This window comes from Bradyrhizobium sp. UFLA05-153 (assembly GCF_054185185.1).
In genome coordinates this window covers 1-17,173 of record NZ_JBBIAM010000164.1, presented here as the reverse complement: position 1 = coordinate 17,173, position 17,173 = coordinate 1, and the positions used below count along the sequence as shown (strand labels likewise).

General features: G+C 58.3%; 21 protein-coding genes and 3 pseudogenes. 16 read left to right on the top strand and 8 right to left on the bottom strand.

What is annotated here, in order from left to right; all coding sequences use genetic code 11:
- The first annotated feature begins 153 nt into the window (after positions 1 to 153).
- Positions 154 to 435 carry a DUF1488 family protein gene (locus Q2941_RS46390; protein WP_458196780.1) on the top strand — a complete coding sequence of 94 codons (282 nt, stop codon included), beginning with the start codon at positions 154 to 156 and terminating at the stop codon, positions 433 to 435.
- Between the two features lie 244 nt (positions 436 to 679).
- On the opposite strand, the gene rpsU (Q2941_RS46385) is transcribed toward Q2941_RS46390, so the two are convergent.
- The 3 genes from rpsU (Q2941_RS46385) to Q2941_RS46375 form a co-directional block, all read right to left on the bottom strand.
- Positions 680 to 955: a 30S ribosomal protein S21 gene (rpsU, locus tag Q2941_RS46385; RefSeq protein WP_458196779.1), complete on the bottom strand. Its 276-nt coding sequence runs from the start codon at positions 953 to 955 to the stop codon at positions 680 to 682.
- 311 nt (positions 956 to 1,266) lie between these two features.
- Positions 1,267 to 1,485, bottom strand: a complete 219-nt coding sequence (locus tag Q2941_RS46380) for a PRC-barrel domain containing protein (protein ID WP_458196778.1) — start codon at positions 1,483 to 1,485, stop codon at positions 1,267 to 1,269.
- 34 nt (positions 1,486 to 1,519) lie between these two features.
- A complete protein-coding gene (locus tag Q2941_RS46375) occupies positions 1,520 to 1,762 on the bottom strand; it encodes a hypothetical protein (protein WP_458196777.1) in 243 nt (80 codons plus the stop codon).
- Positions 1,763 to 2,374: 612 nt separating this feature from the next.
- On the opposite strand from Q2941_RS46375, the gene Q2941_RS46370 reads away from it, so the two are divergent.
- A complete protein-coding gene (locus Q2941_RS46370; protein ID WP_458196776.1) occupies positions 2,375 to 2,509 on the top strand; it encodes a hypothetical protein in 135 nt (44 codons plus the stop codon).
- A gap of 133 nt (positions 2,510 to 2,642) precedes the next feature.
- On the opposite strand, the gene Q2941_RS46365 is transcribed toward Q2941_RS46370, so the two are convergent.
- A complete protein-coding gene (locus Q2941_RS46365) occupies positions 2,643 to 2,993 on the bottom strand; it encodes a hypothetical protein (RefSeq protein WP_458196775.1) in 351 nt (116 codons plus the stop codon).
- A gap of 2,958 nt (positions 2,994 to 5,951) precedes the next feature.
- Between Q2941_RS46365 and Q2941_RS46360 the strand changes: the two genes are divergently transcribed.
- Complete coding sequence (locus tag Q2941_RS46360; protein WP_458196774.1) at positions 5,952 to 6,596, top strand: protein-L-isoaspartate(D-aspartate) O-methyltransferase; 645 nt, start codon at positions 5,952 to 5,954, stop codon at positions 6,594 to 6,596.
- 92 nt (positions 6,597 to 6,688) lie between these two features.
- Here the strand turns inward: Q2941_RS46360 and rpsU (Q2941_RS46355) are convergent.
- Positions 6,689 to 7,022, bottom strand: a pseudogene (gene rpsU, locus Q2941_RS46355) (30S ribosomal protein S21).
- A 149-nt stretch (positions 7,023 to 7,171) separates the two neighbouring features.
- The gene (locus tag Q2941_RS46350; protein ID WP_458196773.1) at positions 7,172 to 7,654 is read right to left on the bottom strand and encodes a phasin family protein; all 483 of its coding nucleotides are present in this window, start codon (positions 7,652 to 7,654) and stop codon (positions 7,172 to 7,174) included.
- 125 nt (positions 7,655 to 7,779) lie between these two features.
- Between Q2941_RS46350 and Q2941_RS46345 the strand changes: the two genes are divergently transcribed.
- From Q2941_RS46345 to Q2941_RS46320, 6 genes are all read left to right on the top strand, one after another.
- Positions 7,780 to 7,989, top strand: coding sequence for a cold-shock protein (locus Q2941_RS46345; protein ID WP_458196772.1), 210 nt, complete (start codon positions 7,780 to 7,782; stop codon positions 7,987 to 7,989).
- Between the two features lie 98 nt (positions 7,990 to 8,087).
- Positions 8,088 to 8,324, top strand: coding sequence for a transcriptional regulator (locus tag Q2941_RS46340; protein WP_458196771.1), 237 nt, complete (start codon positions 8,088 to 8,090; stop codon positions 8,322 to 8,324).
- Between the two features lie 80 nt (positions 8,325 to 8,404).
- A complete protein-coding gene (locus Q2941_RS46335) occupies positions 8,405 to 8,641 on the top strand; it encodes a hypothetical protein (protein WP_458196770.1) in 237 nt (78 codons plus the stop codon).
- Positions 8,642 to 8,660: 19 nt separating this feature from the next.
- Positions 8,661 to 8,840 (top strand): hypothetical protein, encoded by a 180-nt coding sequence (locus Q2941_RS46330; protein WP_458196769.1) that lies wholly within the window; start codon positions 8,661 to 8,663, stop codon positions 8,838 to 8,840.
- A 21-nt stretch (positions 8,841 to 8,861) separates the two neighbouring features.
- Positions 8,862 to 9,206 (top strand): hypothetical protein, encoded by a 345-nt coding sequence (locus tag Q2941_RS46325; protein ID WP_458196768.1) that lies wholly within the window; start codon positions 8,862 to 8,864, stop codon positions 9,204 to 9,206.
- A complete protein-coding gene (locus Q2941_RS46320; RefSeq protein ID WP_458196767.1) occupies positions 9,206 to 9,499 on the top strand; it encodes a hypothetical protein in 294 nt (97 codons plus the stop codon). The genes Q2941_RS46325 and Q2941_RS46320 overlap by 1 nt, the downstream gene beginning before the upstream one ends.
- Positions 9,500 to 10,262: 763 nt before the next feature.
- On the opposite strand, the pseudogene Q2941_RS46315 reads toward Q2941_RS46320, so the two are convergent.
- A pseudogene (locus Q2941_RS46315) lies at positions 10,263 to 10,673 on the bottom strand (hypothetical protein); the annotation flags it as partial.
- Between the two features lie 188 nt (positions 10,674 to 10,861).
- Here Q2941_RS46315 and Q2941_RS46310 point away from each other — a divergent pair.
- From Q2941_RS46310 to Q2941_RS46295, 4 genes and pseudogenes are all read left to right on the top strand, one after another.
- A complete protein-coding gene (locus Q2941_RS46310) occupies positions 10,862 to 11,281 on the top strand; it encodes a CopG family transcriptional regulator (protein ID WP_458196766.1) in 420 nt (139 codons plus the stop codon).
- Between the two features lie 129 nt (positions 11,282 to 11,410).
- On the top strand, positions 11,411 to 12,622 hold the full coding sequence (locus Q2941_RS46305; protein WP_458196765.1) for an extracellular catalytic domain type 1 short-chain-length polyhydroxyalkanoate depolymerase: 1,212 nt from the start codon (positions 11,411 to 11,413) through the stop codon (positions 12,620 to 12,622).
- 586 nt (positions 12,623 to 13,208) lie between these two features.
- Complete coding sequence (locus tag Q2941_RS46300; RefSeq protein WP_458196764.1) at positions 13,209 to 13,943, top strand: metallophosphoesterase family protein; 735 nt, start codon at positions 13,209 to 13,211, stop codon at positions 13,941 to 13,943.
- A gap of 92 nt (positions 13,944 to 14,035) precedes the next feature.
- A pseudogene (locus tag Q2941_RS46295) lies at positions 14,036 to 14,218 on the top strand (hypothetical protein).
- Between the two features lie 472 nt (positions 14,219 to 14,690).
- On the opposite strand, the gene Q2941_RS46290 reads toward Q2941_RS46295, so the two are convergent.
- Complete coding sequence (locus Q2941_RS46290) at positions 14,691 to 15,416, bottom strand: cupin domain-containing protein (protein ID WP_458196763.1); 726 nt, start codon at positions 15,414 to 15,416, stop codon at positions 14,691 to 14,693.
- A 207-nt stretch (positions 15,417 to 15,623) separates the two neighbouring features.
- Here Q2941_RS46290 and Q2941_RS46285 point away from each other — a divergent pair, with 207 nt between their 5' ends.
- The 3 genes from Q2941_RS46285 to Q2941_RS46275 form a co-directional block, all read left to right on the top strand.
- The gene (locus Q2941_RS46285) at positions 15,624 to 16,262 is read left to right on the top strand and encodes a DedA family protein (RefSeq protein WP_458196762.1); all 639 of its coding nucleotides are present in this window, start codon (positions 15,624 to 15,626) and stop codon (positions 16,260 to 16,262) included.
- Between the two features lie 243 nt (positions 16,263 to 16,505).
- Positions 16,506 to 16,832: a hypothetical protein gene (locus Q2941_RS46280; protein WP_458196761.1), complete on the top strand. Its 327-nt coding sequence runs from the start codon at positions 16,506 to 16,508 to the stop codon at positions 16,830 to 16,832.
- 141 nt (positions 16,833 to 16,973) lie between these two features.
- Positions 16,974 to 17,173, top strand: a 200-nt coding sequence (locus tag Q2941_RS46275; RefSeq protein ID WP_479684049.1) for a VOC family protein, incomplete at its 3' end; no start/stop codon positions are given.

Sequence of the window (17,173 nt, the reverse complement as noted above, 5' to 3'; positions counted from 1 at the left end):
CAGAGCGAAGCAGAACAGCCCGATCATCGCGCCAGCTTAGGCGATTCCAACGCGGTATCACACTCGGATGAGGTTTTCGGTACACACAGGTCTCGGGAGCAATGAGTCGAGGGCGCGATCGTGCGAAAAAGCAGACACGTAAAGGAGTAAGCCATGACATTGACCAGCGGCCGCTTTATCGGTCTTGAGTACGACCGGATGATCGTCCGGTTCTCGATGCTCGACGGGGCCAGGGAGATTCCTTGCGCGATCTCGACCTCTGCGATGGACTATCTCGAGCGCGGTCCGCAAGTTGGCCCTGAGCAGCGGGAAGCCCAGTTCAACCGCCTGCGCGACCGCATCGAAGCATGCGCAGCAAGCAAATATCGCGCGACGGAGTTCGAAGGCACGCCGCCAGGGATCGTGTTACGAGGCATCGATTTCAGGCCACGGTGATGACAGCAACCGGCCAGCTAGATGCATGGCCGGCACGGGACCCGGTCGTCGTGCAGGTCCCATGATCGTAGCTAACGGCGCTGCTGTTCGTCGCGATCCGACTTCTGGCCGCCCTGACCGGGACTGTTCTGATTCCTGATCTGCGTCCCTTTTCGCTGCGTCACAAGTGATGCAACCGTCATGGGGTTAGATCCGAGAACATAACGTTCCTCGACCTGCGGCATTCTCCTGAACAAGGGACTCTCTACTCTGCCCGTGCTTTGATCTCCGGCAAGGGCGGCTTGCGCTCAAATGGCTTCTTTTTGGGCGGTGCGGGCAGCAATCCTTCTCGGATCGCCTGCTTCCGAGCGAGCTTGCGGGCCCTGCGAACAGCTTCAGATTTCTCGCGGGCCTTTTTTTCCGACGGCTTTTCATAGGAGCGCCGCTGCTTCATTTCCCGGAAGACGCCCTCCCGTTGCATCTTCTTCTTAAGAACACGGAGTGCCTGCTCGACATTATTGTCTCGGACAAGTACCTGCAATTAATTCTCCTCGATGGGGCTGCGAATTGCGACACGTCCTGCATGGCAGCCAATTGCGCAGGAGCTTCGTTGCGATTTCGAGGATGGTGGCGTTGACATTCATCGCCGGCTTCGAACAAGCCGACCTAATTGTCACTACGCTGAACTTGGTGGTATCAACAGTGACCACTGTCGAGCAGCCCTGTCAATCGATAAAGCCCTGCTTGCACGTCGCACGCGCTTGTCCTCCCGGTTGACCAGCATCCGGTACCCCCACCTCATGGTCCGGTCCTGGCGGAACCTGCTTGCCGGCGGTGCAAGGCCGTGGGCGATCAACTCTCGATCTGCTTCACCGTCGAGATCGGCCATCGACCCTCATGCCCCGCGATCGAGATGCGGAGCCCATGCTCATCATCGAGGAAGACGCCATCGATTGTGCCAGCCTTGCCGTCAGTCAAGACGACGGCCTTGCCGACTAACTCTTTCTCGGCCTCGTGCAATTCGCGCAGAACGTTCATGGCTCGTTTGTCGCCTGTGCTCGAGGCGCTCATGGTGCCAACTCCAAACGGCCCGCCGATCGGCGCGTCAAGCGCGGGCGATCTCAACAACCTCGCTGAGCTTGTTTTCGGCGTCGTAGATCTTGACCTGAAGCCGAGGGAATCGGTTCTTCAGCTGTGTGCCAGCTTCCAGGGCGCTCGGTTTCGCCGTGAAGGTCGCCTTGACATGACCGTCGACGATTAAGGCATAACCGGTTGTCAGGGGATCAATCGATGCCTTCGCGGTACGGGCGGACGCTGCTGGCGCTGCCAGCCTGCGCTTCTCGCGCATGGGAAAAACTCCGCTTGTCGGGGACTGCTAATCAACCGCCCGCGGTCTCCAAGGTTCCCGTCACTCGATGCGCGCCAACGCACAGACGGCGCGCACCCGCGGTTCTGGAATGCAAAACGTCCGCCCGAAGGCTGCCGGCAAGGCAAAGCGCCACCCAGTGTCGCAAAGCGAACCGAGCGGAAATCGAGACTCGATTAGGCTGTTGGCCATACTAGGAACGGCTATTGCCATATGAGACCTACGCACTCGTAGTTGACGCCATGGGGATCATCGTCCTCGCGGTGTTGATCGTCGGACAGCGATCACGTCGGCGCGCCCGAGGCCGATGGCCGTCCGGATAAACGCAAAAAGGGCCGCCATGAGGCGGCCCGTCGATCGATGTTGTAAGGTCCGTGTCAGGGCCGCTATGCAAAGCTAACCGTGGCTGCCGAGTCCCCTCCCAGGGGGATTGGACGGCTGCCAGGTCCGGTTGGGTTAGCCTCCAATGCCGGGCCTCGCTTCATTTTGAGATCGACCTGACTCACCTAGTTGAATGCTCGGCAAGCTCGGTTGAGGCATTAATTCCCAATGCAAGCCGAAGAGATGCGAGCGAAAGCCAGAGAGTGCGCAGAGATGGCCAACTGGGCCGATCGAGTCACCAGCTACTTCTATCTCCAAGCCGCCAAGCAATGGAACGACATGGCCGCGCAGATGGAATTGCTGGAGCGCGAGCCGGTGTATCGGATCATTCGGAGTCGCGAAAAGTAGGCAGGCCTCAGTGGCGGGCCTCTGTCTTTGCGAGACGCCACAAGGTGCCGCTCTCGCGCAACTCGAGCCAGCCGCGTTCGACCGCGCTGCCTGGGTGGTGACTCTGGCGCGCTGCCTCGCCTCTGCTCTCCCTTTAGCGGGGCCGTTTTGGGCGGCGAGCAGCTCCAAGGTGTTTCTTCTCGGCTGGGATGGCCATTTGCAACAAATATTGCAGAAAGGCCGGGATATTTTCCCCTTCGGCCGAGCGCCGCTGCAGCTCAGCGGCGATGTCTGTCGTTACAACGCGCGACCAGCCCTCGGTGGTGTTAAAACAGACGATGCGCAAGGGAGGGTGATACCGGCCCTCCAAGAGGTCGCAGATCAGTGTTTCGCGGTTATCCTCACCGTAGCACCAGGTGCGGCCTGCCCAAGTCCCGGAGGCATCCAGTACGATGTAGGTGTCGTCGTCTAAATCTTTCGGCACGATGGATGGCGCGCGAGGCATACCAAACACTCCCGCCCCGGAAGTGGAAGGCTGTGACAATTAACACCGCGCAAGCGGGCTTATGCCACGGTTGGCTTGCAATATCCGGGTTACCAGGTCGGGACCGCTGCGAGCTACTGCTGGTCGTGGGTGTGCAAAGGAGGCCGCCCACTGAAGCGGATTTACCGCTCCAACTCCTTGCGGATGAAATCGCAGTGGGCAACGTGCGAATCCCGGACCGCTCGATAAGTGGCGAGCACATCCAGGGCTAGCGCCGTCGAGCTGCCAGCGCGTTCCAGTTCATCGATGATCTCGACTTGGCGCGCAATGTTCCGATCGCTCTGCGCCACATGGCGCCGCGCCTCGGCAAGGTGCTTCCGGATTAGCCGTAGGTCCATGCGATAAGGATACCCGAAGGGGAGCTACCGCCTTTGACCTACGTCAACGGGGCCCCCCCAGCGCCATGCCAGGTATACTGGTCGGATGGCGGGCTTACGGACTGTCATCCGATATTTTGGAAGTGCAGATACTTAAGCCTTCGTGCCCCGCCTTCGGACGAATTTTCAAAGTACGTTGGGCATGGATACTTTGACCCACCGTTCTTCCCATTGACTCGGAGGCGGGTCTTTTTCTGCTTCGCGATTGCAAGTCAGGCGGATCTGTCCTTCAGGAGCCGGACATGACATAGGTGCCGCTCTTGAAGTGCACTTCAGCGCACCCATTCGGTCTTGATCTCTATTCGGAAAAACCGGTGCTTCTTCTCGGCTCCTGACTACCGGCTTCCATGTCCCGCCGGGAGCCTTTCAACGTTCGTCATTTGACGGGTCCCTCGCAAACCGTAACCTCTCCTGCCGTTGGTGGCTGCTCATTCTTGCGATATGGTCGGGCTGATCGCCATTCAGCGGTGCAGAGAATCCCCTGATCGCATTCGTCCGCAAGCCTAAGAAGCAGGTCGGCGTTGGCCTTGTCGCTAGAGGCGAGCGCTAGCCTGCGATATCGGATCGCGCGGGCTTTGCTCATGGCATCTCACATCTCAATGCTAGCGCGCTTTCCTAGATCGAGGCGAGGTGGCCGGACCACTCACGGCGTGCCTTACTTCGGTGGGTGCAAATCGCCTTGAAGCCAGCGGCCAAGGGCCTTCGAATGCAAAGGGTCTTCGCAGGCGGCAAGGGTCGTAAGCACGTGGTCGCAGACAGCGCACTGATACCTGTGCAAGTCCACGCCTGGGCGCTCTGCCTCGATGCTGACGAGCATCATCGAAGCCTTGCACCTTGGACAGACGGGGCGCGGGAATGTGATCGGAGGAATGGTAGGCGAGGGGCGTTGAGGTTGGGCCATGATGCCTCCCTACGCATAGGCGGGAGCGCAACACTCTCAGTCACCGGCAAATGCCAGGATGCGGAACGGTGATAGCGCAAATATGCGCCGCAGCGACCTCAAAAGCGAGCTAATTCGAATCGCAGCAATGGTCACATTGAAAGCGGAACAACCGGTTGGCGACAACATGCCCGCCGGCTGAGGCGGTGAACGACAAGGGCCGCCGGTTCACGCAGGCAGGTCTAACTTGCTTTTGAAGTAATTTCACGAATCTCGCCAGGCTGGAGGTGCAACGCCTCAATCTCCTGAACTTCCAGCCTGTTGCTCAGCAAGGCTGCTGTCCACCCTTCTGGGATGGCCTCCACGGGCGGCCGGAGTCTGATCCGCGGCGATGGGGCGGGGTGTTCAGGAAACACAAAATCCACCGCGTGAAGGTCTCACGGGGAGGTGTCGCGATTGGCACAAGTTATCGGATCGACGCTTTGTTCCTGCGGATAGCGAGTGCTAATCAAGACAGCATGCCAGCAACCTTTAGGTCCCTCAATAGTTTGCAGATGATCACCGCTCGGCCCGTGGCATTTATCGGTGTTGAGAACGCCGGTTGCGCTCCCGCCCAATCCAAACAGGGAGCAGCGCCATGTTGCACCGGCGATCCTTCGAGCAATCATCGGCACTTGAAGACCGACTAGAGGAAGAGGCAGCTGACTTGCGCAGGCAAGCTGAGGGCATGCCTCCTTGCGTTCGTCGAGAGGAGCTTCTGCGAAAGGCGCGCCAAGCCGACAACGCCGCGCACGTGAGTGGGTGGTTGCGTGCCGCAAGCTCACAGCCTCCAAAGTAAGGCATCGGAAGGGATGGCCCGTGCTTGATCCTGATCGTGTCCTCGTCTTTTGCCCGAACTGTCAGGCTTGGCCGATGGCCGCGCACTTCATCAGGACAAGGTGGGTAGCCCAGACTCACGAAATTGATTTCCGGTGCCAGCACTGCGGCCATGAAGAAGCCCACGCGATCGATAGCAACGGCGGGATCAAAACCACTATGAGGCGGCGACGCCGCTGCTTCGAGCGTTGAGTGATCTTGATCGGGTGGTGACCGGGCGGTGTGCAGATTCTCGGTGGACATGGTTGCGCATGCCGGCATGAAAGCGCCGACATGAGTACGCCGCAAATTATCGATTCCTGCCAATGTGGATCCCCGGGCACAGGCGCCGCGCAGCCGTCAGTGAATTCCATCTCGGGATATAGGACCAGCTCATTGCGATCCTCCGCCGCCTTCACCAGAGCGTTCCGCGCTGCAGGAGTAGGCGACACGAGCAGCGCGAGCAAAGGAACGGCGCCGGATGCTGTAAATTGCCTGCCGACGGCACGGCCGCTGCCGCTTCCGCCGCGAAGATTTCAGCATGTCCCGCTTCAAGACAGCTGTCGAGATTGTACAATCTCTCCCGCCCGTTTAAAGGCCTCCCGCTGTCCTCAATGGACCCGCGACGTCTTCAGCGTGTCATGGGCGGCATAGTTCCACTTGAGGAACCTCGCCCGCATTGCCCACGGGAGGTCGTGATGGGTGGCCAGTTGGTGCAGTCGCCTGGCTAGGCGTGCGCGGGCGTAACGCCGTGCGTCGTGAAAGTTGCCAATTCGAGCAGAAGACCTTGAGACCCTGCGAGAACACATGCTCGCGGTCATCGCCGCCAACGCCTTTGGGCTGCGTGACACAATTGGCAAGAGTGCCTTTGACGAACGTGTCATGACGGCCATACGCAAAGTGTCGCGGCATGAGTTTGTGCCAATCGAACTTCAGCCCTACGCGTATGCCAATATTCCGCTTCCAATCGGCTTCGAAAAGACGATCTCGCAGCCATTTATCGTCGCCCTAATGACAGATCTGCTCGACATCAAGGCCGATGACAGCGTTCTCGAAATCGGGACCGGTCTTGGCTATCAGGCCGCCATCCTCGCGCAGCTGGCCCGCAAGGTATACTCCGTCGAAATCATCGAAGAGCTTGGCCAAGAAGCGAGGCGACGGCTCCGACAGCAGGGCTGCAGCAATGTCGAACTCAAGATTGCCAATGGCTATCACGGTTGGTCAGAGCACGCCCCCTTTGACAAGGTGATCGTGACAGCCGCTCCCGATCTCATTCCTCCTCCGCTGATCCACCAATTGAAAGCGGGTGGGAAAATGGTGATACCGGCCGGCCTGCCCAATGTGCAGCAGCTCATTCTGGCTGAGAAGCTCGCTAACGGCAGAATGACGATGAAAGAGATTCTGACCGTCCGGTTCTCTCAACTCGAGGGGACTGGACCTAGCCTGCAATAAGTCCGATCGCCCATCCGTAACGGAGCATGGCCACAATGATCGAGAGCAGTAGCGCCGTCACCCTCGCGACCTACGACACGTCGCTTTCGAGCTCACATTCGCATCCGCGAGCCTGGCCGCGGTCTAGCGGCATTGGCGCGCGATCCTGCCCCGTTCTTGCCGCTGGCGAGAGGCTTCCTCGCCGGAGCGGCGATCAGCCCGCCTCGAATGGCCTGCTTGCGCGCGAGTTTGCGTCGTCGGTGGATGGCTTCCGTTTTCTCTCTCGAAGTGCTGTCTGAGGGCTTCTCGTAGAAGCGCCGCCGGCGCATCTCCCTGAACAGGCTCTCCCGCTGCATTTTTCTCTTGAGGATGCGAAGCGCTGTCGACGTCATTGTCTCGAACGAATACCAGAACGCGTGTTGCTCCCAAGGTGGCCGCACAAACCATCGCAACGTTGGCAAGGATGCATCTGCATCCCAAACTACCGAAGCTCATTCAAGGTACGAGCCCGGTGGAGATCATCCCGGGGGAAATGCTGAGCTGCTGCAAGATGTCCCCCTTCGCCGGGGAGTTTCAGCTACCTCAGGAGCTAGACATCAGGTCCGATCTTTCGATCCGGTTGCTCTTGCGAGCTCCCGAATGTGGTGCTCCGCAGCGGCCATTTGCCGTTTCACAAGCTCGGACTGAGCAGCGGCAACTTCCTCAATACTAGCCGTCGACGCGACCTTTCGAGCGTGATCGAAGCTGGTCTTCAGGCTCTCTTCCGAGAACGCGAGCACTTCCTTCGAGACCTCTGCTGCCGGCATCGTGCTGGCCGCTGTTGATCTGCGCGCCGCATCAAAGAATAAGCCGAAAGCTTTTTCGGCCTGGCCGATCGTCTTCTCGGCGAGCTCGCGCAGCTCGGCGGGAACTTCCAACTTAGGTTCAGTCATCTTCGTCCCGCCTGTGAAGTTAACAATCTTATGACGCATCTTGACGATTGGACAAGGGCCGGCGTTCGTCCTTATCAATGCCTTGGAGCGCCAGACCTCATGCGGATTCGGTGTGTGGTGCACTTGTGTATTGTTACGTAAACCCATACTTTGCGTACATTCGATTAGCCGCTGTGCCTTTTTGAACGCGCCTGCGGGCTCCTTCCCGAAGACATCCGACCAGTTGAATCTGAGATCGCGTGACGTGACGCGAATGCGCTTTGGAGAAGAAAATGCCGACAGGTACTGTTAAATGGTTCAATGGCCAGAAGGGTTTTGGCTTTATCCAGCCCGACGATGGCGGAAATGATGTCTTCGTGCACATCAGCGCCGTTGAACGGGCCGGCCTTGCCGGCCTCGCAGAGGGCCAGAAGGTTAGCTTTGAGCTCAAGACCGACAAGATGCGTGGTAAGGTAAGCGCGGAAAATCTGTCGCTGGCTTAAGCTGTTTGCGCCATTTCAAGGATGTACTGAAATGGCTGTAATGCCCGCTCGATCCTGTGGATTGAGCGGGCTTTGCTTGTGGCGAACTCGGAAGAGAGATGAGCGGCAAGAGATCAGTTGAACCTTCGCCCGAAAGCATCGCACGCGCCAACCGGCAGCGGTTGGCCGTGGAAGAAGGTGCACGAGCGATGGCGGATCTGGAGCGACAGGCCGTCGAGGTTCGCAAGAACATGGAGCGTCTTCGCGCCTTGCGGGAGGCCAAGGAAGCGCAAGAGGCAAGAACGCGAACGGTTCTGCCGGAAGCCGCAAGGAAAAAACGCAAGAAGGAACTTTGAAGAATAGCGACTGGACTTAGCCTTGGTCGGCCCGCAGGAGGGGAGGCCGATGCTCTGTCCTGAACCGGGGAGACGGCCAGATGCCCAAGAGTGTGCGGATCGTGCCTAAGGCCGTGTCGGGCGACCGGCAAACAATCACCTTCGTACTGGCCATAGGCTCGGTTCGGCAGACGTGCCGTCTTGAGACGACGTTCCGGACGCAGAACCAGGCGTTCAGCTATCTCCACAAGTATCGGACAGAATTTGAGCGTGTCGCTCGCGTTAGACTGGCGCGTGGCGAGGTTGACGACGGCGTGATTCGCCTCACGATGCTTTAGATCGATACGGGGGCCCCGCATGCGCTTGACGAGCGAAAGTGCCTTGCGAGCGCGTGCACGCAAACTCGGCTACGCTATCCATAAGTCGCGGTCACGTTCAATTCATGAAGACAATCTCGGCAAATACGCACTCGTGAAGGAAGATAGCAACTCCGTCGTGCTCGGTGAGCGTTTTGATGCCTCGCTGTATTTGAGCTGATCACCCGTAGGTGATCGTTGATTGGCGCCAACCAAGAACTTGGCATGCCCTGATGGCGACAGTGGAGCTTTGGCTATGGCGCAGCCTGATGATTTCAAACTGATCGAGCAGATCGTCGCCGCCGGCGGCCACAAGCACATGACGGGCGAGCTTGATCGCGACAAGTATCAGCGCTTGGTCGAATTGGGTTGGTTGAAAGCCTTCGTGGCAAGCATCGGCGATGCGTCCTATCAGGTGACCGAACGCGGCAGAGCACCCAGCCTCTCGTTTTTTGAGGCTGGAAATCCTTCGAAGCGGCGACGAAGAGCTGGCGCAGCGCGAATGCTGAAGAGGGGCGTTCGCATGCGCAAGATCAGGAGCAGGTGATGAAGTTAAACGAAGCCCAGATATCCAGGACCCTATCTCAGTTTCCAGCACAAGTGCTTGCCGAGGATCATCCGGCAGTCGCCCAATTCTGCGAACTCTTCGGGCATCATACCTTCTTTCTCGACGGCAGGGGACTGAGCGTGTTGGAGCTGCTGCAGATTCCTGGAATGGAAGCGCAGGAAGGAGAGATAATAAGCCTTGCGGATTGGAGCGATGCGGAGTTCACGAAGCTCACCACGCATCAGCCCGAACCAACGGGTGTCGTCATTCGCTTAAGAGAAGTTCAACACTGAGACGGTCGCCCGTCTGGTCGCGATCGAGGAGGTGCTCGAGTCCGTCGGCGATACCTGCCCGGAATGCCCGCCCGAAATCAATTAGGCCTACCGGTACGCCGGGCCCGTTCGCCCAAGCGTGGCGCCTGCCAACCCGACCCGCCTGGACGCGAGCCTAGCCAGCAAGTGGCTTTCGCATAGTTGAATAACTGCGGATCGCCGGAACGTGAGGGCAAGCGCTATGGACAAGCTCAGCTTCACGCGCGCAACGCTCTGGACCTTGGGCTCTCTGATCTTGATCTTTATGAGCTGTTGGACGCCTTTCGTCGCGTTGCGTCTGTGACGCCGGCAGCGCTTTTGGTCGACGCCGCCTCGCGAGCCAATCGTTCCGCCTTCAACCGCTCCCGGTTTGCATGAAACGCCTCTTGGGCGCGCTCATACTCCGATAGTTTTACCTTGGCATCCGCGGCCTTGAACGCCTTTTGAGCTTCCCGTTCGGCCGCGATGGGAATCTTCCGCCGGGATAAGTGATTGATCATCTGCTCCCTCCTCCGCGCGCGAACGGTCCTAGCGCTAAACAGTGCGCATCTGGACCGCCAACCTAGTGGGTAGGTTTTCCTCCGGCTTGGGCTCTTGGGGTGTAGCGCCGCAAGCAGGAATTCGACGCCTGACGAGCCCGTTGGTTCCATGTCTCTGGGCGCGCCAAATGGGCGCAAGGGTCTCGTTTGTTGAAGACACAACAGTCAGCCTGATCATTCGTCGATACGAGACTGGTCTTCGCCAGTCAGCCATCTGCATCGCGCAGCGTCGCGATAAGCTTCAGGAGCGCGTGCTGTTCTGGACCGTTGGCTCCATCTCGGAGGAATTTACCTATAGGGGTGTAGGATATCTGTCCACCGGAGCTAAGATTCGGCTGATGCTTCACGACCGGCATATTGGAAGCCGGGTCGCGGGCCAGAGACCAGGAATCGCCGTTGCTGCTTTCGTACAGAACTCGTTCAGTCATGGGTGAAACCATTCTTCTCATCAGATCGATAACGTTGCCGGCAGCGGGCCACTCCTTCGGCGTGATCGGCTTGCCGGCGCGCTTCTGATTGATGAGGTCGGCCAGCGCGGTTTCATACTGATCCTCGAACCTGTCGGGCTCGAACCGGCCGGACTTCTGGTTCACGATGTGCTTGGCGAGATCGAGCATAACCAAATACAGCCGGGCTCCTGCTTTTGCTGTGGTGCCGCGTTGGTCCGCTGTTACGGATAGACCGGACCTGTCTTCCGGATCTCTATCGGCGCTTTGACCCAACCGGTCCTCGGCTTGATTGACCTTGACAGGCGACACCATCCATGTACCATCCATCTAGATGGTCAACGGATGGTGATAATTTCATGGCCAGCAACGTCCGCGAACTCCGACCAAAGCCCACTGACAGCGAAAAAATCACGATCAATCTTGGTTACGTCGACCTCGGTCACGTCGACCTAATGGTGCAGGAAGGGTTCTACTCGAACCGTACCGATTTCATTCGAACGGCAATCCGCAACCAACTCGAACGTCACGCGGATGTAGTCAAGCAGTCCGCGGCCCGAAAAGGTCTGGATCTCGGTCTGCGGAACTTCAGCCGCGAGGATCTCGAAGCGGCGCGACGCGCCGGTGAGATGCTGCACATCAACGTCCTGGGTCTTGCCAGTATCGCCCAAGACGTCACACCCGAGCTTGCTCGCGCCACAATTGCCTCCGTCAGCGTGCTGGGGGCTTTGCACGCGAGTCCCGCCGTCAAGGCTGCACTAGCCGATAGAACACGGTGACGGGCGAAGCGGAATTGGATCGCGACGAACTCCCGACGGAAAACGGATCGGATTTCTCGCGCAGGGCTCATTAGCTTCAGAGCAAACGAAAGTCTTGGAGACAAATAAAAAGTCTTGGAGACAAATAATATGCTGAACCAGGACGTAATGCGCGAAGCCACACGTCTCACGCGCGCGGGCCAACTCGTAGAGGCCACCGTGCTCCTTCAGCGCATGCTTAGCGGTGAGAACGCGCCAGACGCGACATTGCGCGCCGGACGCATCGCTCTTACGGGACGAGAGCCGCCAATCATTGACGCGAAGGCCAATACTATTGAGGAGACGAATGGTCCGCACCCAGCGCGGGCGACGTCGGCTCAACCGCGTATGTACCGCGGGTTGCTGGATCGCACAAAGGAGCGCTTCAGGCTCGGACTGCGAGGTGTAAGTAAGCGCGCCCCGCCGACCGCTTCGGACATGGTGCCAGAGGGGGGCGCAAGGTTCATCGAAGGGACCTACAGCAATCCGGCAGGAAGCCGTGCCTACCGGCTCTTCATCCCCAGCTGCTATCAGGGCCAACCGCTTCCTTTGGTCGTGATGCTACACGGCTGCACCCAGTCGCCGGAAGATTTCGCCGCCGGTACGAGGATGAACTTCATTGCAGAAGAGCAAACCTGCTTCGTGGTCTATCCCGCACAGCACAGCGAGGCAAACCAGGCGAAGTGCTGGAACTGGTTTCGCACAGCCGACCAGCAGAGGGGCAGAGGTGAACCTTCGCTTATCGCGGGAATCACTCGCCAAATCATGCGCGACTATTCGGTTGATCCAAAGCGCGTCTATGTTGGTGGACTGTCGGCCGGAGCGGCGGCGGCGGCGATCATGGGGGCAACGTACAACGATCTGTACGCAGCAATCGGCGTACATTCTGGCCTCGCCTGTGGGGCCGCGATTGACCTTCCCTCCGCGTTTGTCGTCCTGCGACAAGGTGGCGGGTCCGATGGCAACGCAATTCGAGGGGACGGGCCACCTGTCCCGACCATCGTTTTTCACGGCGATCGCGACGTTACCGTGCATCCAACCAACGGCGATCAAATTCTTGAGCAGTCCGTGAAAACGACGAGCACCAAAAAGAAGGTGCATCGCGGGCGGGTACCTGGAGGGCATGCCTATACCCGCACGATCCACATCGACGCGAGCGGGCGCGGAATCTTTGAGCACTGGAACATCCACGGAGCTGGACACGCATGGTCGGGAGGCAGCGCTGCGGGCTCCTACACCGATTCGCGAGGACCGGATGCCACGAGGGAAATGCTGCGCTTCTTCCTCGAGCATTCGCTGCCCACAGCAGCTAGGTTAGATTAGTCGACCGCGTCGGCCGAAGCGCTCCTCGTGAGGATGCTTGCCAAGATCGACGACCTTTGTATCCAGAAGAAGAGCCAGCCTGGTCCGACAAAGGGAAAGGTCCTGGGTGGGCGACGGTGGTGAAGATGCAAGAGCTGAGACGGTACGACCCGAGCAACGAGCACCCACCGTGAATCAAGGCGCTTGCGGAGGTTCGCCATTTGGCTACGCGGGGAGGCTGGCGGTACCAGCACGTCCAAGCGATCATCGTAGCGATCGATCAGTACGCGGAAGCAGCTCTCGGTAACCGAGACTTCATTCTGAACCGGCCGCGTAGCATCAGCGGCGGCGTTAGAGACAGCGTTCCCTAAAAAGTGCCAAGCGATACGGCCGATTGTCAGTTATCCCATGAGTAGACCTGTTCGCCGCGATCGGTAGAGACAACAACCCTTACGTGATCGCACTGTGCAAGACCTTGATCATGTCGCCGGGACCGAGCTTCTTCGGCAGGGAAGCCATCTGCCTAAGCACCCTCGTTTGTTATTTCCGAGAATGTCCGTAACAGTGATGTCTTGATCTTGCGCGACTTGATCTCAGTGCCACCTACATGCGCGGCGGGAGACACCGCATGGGAAAGAGTCTCATTTTCGCAATAGGCGACATCCACGGTTGCTTTGAAGAGCTCAGGACCCTCCTTGACTTCTGCGGAAGGTGCGCAGGCAACATTGAGCACGAATTCGTTCTTGTAGGCGATTATGTCGACCGAGGCCCCGCGTCCGATGAGGTCATTGCATATTTGATGAGAGAGCAGGCAACGGGCCCGCGGCGATTTCGTTGCCTGCTAGGAAACCATGACAGCATGCTTTCCGTGGCTGCGAACCCGGCTCGCACCGACGCTGACCTGGTGCAGTGGTGGGCGAACGGCGGGGAGGCAACATTGGACGCTTATGGGCTGGATGATCCTTCCGATCTACCAGCGGATCACCTGGCATGGATAAGATCGCTGCCCTTTTGTCTGCTTGAGAACAATCGGTTCTTTGTTCATGCCGGCATACGGCCGAGTATCTCTCTCAACTCTCAGTCCGAACATGACATGCTTTGGATACGCGAGCCATTCTTGTCTTCAGAGCTTTGGCACGGTGCCCTCGTCGTACATGGTCATACACCGACAGCAAGCGGTGCTCCTGATGCGCGAGCCAATCGCATCAATCTTGACACAGGAGCCTGCTTCGGTCGACCCCTCACTGCGGCAGCATTCGACCCAGACGAACTCGGCCCCTTATTCTTTGTGAACAGCGACGGCTTGCGGTTCACAACGTCGGCCGCATCCGCATCAAAGTAGCCGAACACCACTTTGCGCATTAGACGCAGCGAATAGCTTGGATATACAACGGATCATGGCATCAAAGCGCTCTCGAATCAAAGGAGAGTGCAGTGGCAAAGAAGACAAAGAACGAGCCCGCCCGTAAACCATAAACCGCGTCCGATATCAAGGCGTTGAAAGGCGCACTCGAAGGCACGAACGTGTCAAAAGTTGCGAAGATCATGAAGCGGACCGAAGGTTCGCTGCAACAGAAGGCACTATCACTCGGGATCGGTCTCGGACATCAGCGATAGCGTTCAAGAGTCCGGCGCAGTCCGTGAGGCACTAACCGCAACGCAACCATTCTTGATCCGGCCCAGAGGAATCATTGCGGGAGCTTCGAGACACGTAGAACGAGATCCCCCACCGCTCCCCGGTCGATCACCTTGTGATCCGAACAGCCATCATTGATGAGAGCCATTGATCGTGAGCTTAACCCTGCCCAGGTTAGGCTCCATCTGCTTTTGGGCTCGTTTCGAACTTCGTTCTGCGGCGCGATATATGTACGTTGGGGTAGACCACATCCTCACTTGGAAACGCGCCGACTTCCGAAAATAACCTCAGCTGCGGCGGTGGCGGCACGCAGCACCGCATCACCACCATCTCGCGCCATCGCCCGGCGTAGGCGGACGTAGTGCGCGCACCTGGTGATCCGTTCGAGCGAGCAATAATTCGCTATTGATGAAGTCTTTCACAGCAGTGCTGCGGTGGACCGCTCGCCGTCAGCTATTGGTTCTTTGCTGGTGCGCCCAGCAGCACGGCTGCCACACCTTCCGGATTGATGTTGAAGGCCAGGAATATCAGCGGCTCGTTGCCTGGGTTTCCCCATTGGTGCACGAGGTCATACGGTTCATAGATCAAGGAGCCCGGTCCCCTTGCTTCGGTTTTACCGTCGATCGTGTTGGCCCCGGTACCGGAGATGATAAGGTAGAGAGCCGCGCCTGACCGATGGTGCGGCGGGTTGGAAGGCATCTGCGCCGGAAATGTGACTCGCGTAAGATTGAGATCATAACTGCCCGGCTTCACGTCGGGGATCGGACTCGCCGTGCGATACAATTCTCTCACGACAGCGGGTGCCGTCTCGGCAGGCCGACCCAATTCCCCGGCGGGGACCAGAAAGAAGTGGAGAAAAGTTGACGGCGCTCCACTGCCTGCCGTCAGCGTGGCGGTCTTTCCGCCGGCGATGAACAGTCCTTCTCCGGCGTTGAGCATATTGGCCTCGCCACCGAGCTCGACCGCGGTCGATCCTGACATCTGGTAGAGGATGCCGTTGGCCGCCGAGACGCTGCTCCTCTCCTCCGGCTGAAGCGTGACGCTCACCGCTTTGAAATGGACCGGCACGTCGGTGACGGTCGCCAGTTTGGTTGCGGCGATCACTGTTCGTGCAATTGCCGGAGGAGTGGCGGTGGTTTGTGCGGTCCCGGAGGCGGGAAGCGCCATCGCGCCGAGCAAGAATAGTCCGGTTGTCCTGAATTGCATGATTGCCTCCCAGGTGCAGCGGATCTTCGGAGCATGATACGCTCTCCCAGCACCTCTTGGAATGGCAGGCGGCTTCGAGCTGCTATTGGCCGGGGACTGGGCAAAGGCTGCGCGGAACGGAATTCATGGCCGTCGGGGGTCATTGAGGTGGAAGAAATGTGCAGCAGGCAGTCTTAGAAGATGGACCTTGCCTCTTTCTCAAGCTCTCTGATTCGTTTGATCCAGGTTCATGGACCCTGGATCATTTCCGTCGTTGTTGCGCTGGAAAGCGCCGGCGCGCCCCTTCCCGGTGAGACTATCCTTGTTGCTGCTGCTCTCCTGGCCGCTGCCACCAATCAGATCGATATCGCTGTCGTTGTAGCTGCGGCCGCTGCAGGTGCGATCATCGGAGATGGGATCGGATACACGGTCGGGCGGCCCTTCGGAATGCCGCTTCTTCGCAAATACGGGCGATACATTCGTCTGGATGAAATCCGATTGCTGATCGGTCGATATCTGTTTTTTCGGTATGGGAGCGCGGTCGTGTTTTTTGGTCGGTTTATCGCGGTGTTGCGCATGTTTGCGGCTTTGCTTGCCGGCGCAAATGACATGCCGGCGGGACGCTTTTTCTTCTTTAACGTCACGGGGGGCATCTGCTGGGCGTGTCTCTTCGGCTTCGGTGCCCACGCTGTCGGAACCGAAATCTACAAGATTTCTGGAACGCTGAGCCTGGTGTCACTGGGACTGTTTATCGGCGCTGGATCCGCGCTTTCGATCATCATTCGGCGATATGAAATTGTGCTTCTTCGCCAGGCCGAACGCGCGCTGCCGGATCGCTAGTGCAAATCGAAACGAATGTCCGGTGTGGCACCTTTGAGCCAAGCAACCAGGTCGGAAATGTCCACTTGCCGAAGTAATGAACATGAACGTAGCTCTATCGGGATAGGAAAGATAATCGTGACGATTCCGATGTAGCATTTTCGGGAAGGACAGTCGGTTTTAGGGTGTCTCCCTGTTCTCGTTTTGCTGAGCGGTTGTGGCGGGGCGACGCCCGAGTGTGATACTCTGGATACGCGCAGTACGGTGGTTAAGATCATTTCGGACGACAGCAACAACGCGCTGGTCAACTACGCTGTCAAGAATTCGAGCGCGGTTGCGGCGATGGTAAGCAATACGAACACAGAGGCTGAAAAATTAGCCATTTGGGAAAGGGCGAGGCAAAGTGCCACATATAGGTTGGATGATGCAATACGCACAAATTCAAGAAGCAAAGCCAAGCGAGTAGTTACTTGTACTGGGCTGTTGTATGCGACCGTTGAGGATGTGACAGCGCAAAAAGAGGTAGACTTTAAGGTAGAGCAAACTGCGGACGGCAAGATGTCCATTTCGGTCAGTCCGTTTCAATTTTGACCGATGCGACGTCACTGGCGATTACCGACGAGGTCTGTTGGCCCGGTGGAGCCCCTTCACGCCACAGCCTGCAAGACCTATCTATGGTTTGTCTTGAGCATGCCGATACGTCTGCGGCAGTCGTTCGCGAGAGGTCTTCCGATGACCATCACCCTCAACCACACCATCGTCCCTGCCCGCGACAAGAGGGCAGCGGCGCAATTTTTTGCGCGCATTTTTGGCCTCCATGCCGATCCGAAAGACGGCCATTTCGCGCCGGTACGCATCAACGACACGCTCACGCTCCTTTTCGACGACGACGAGGAGTTCGAGAGCCACCACTACGCCTTCCACGTCAGCGA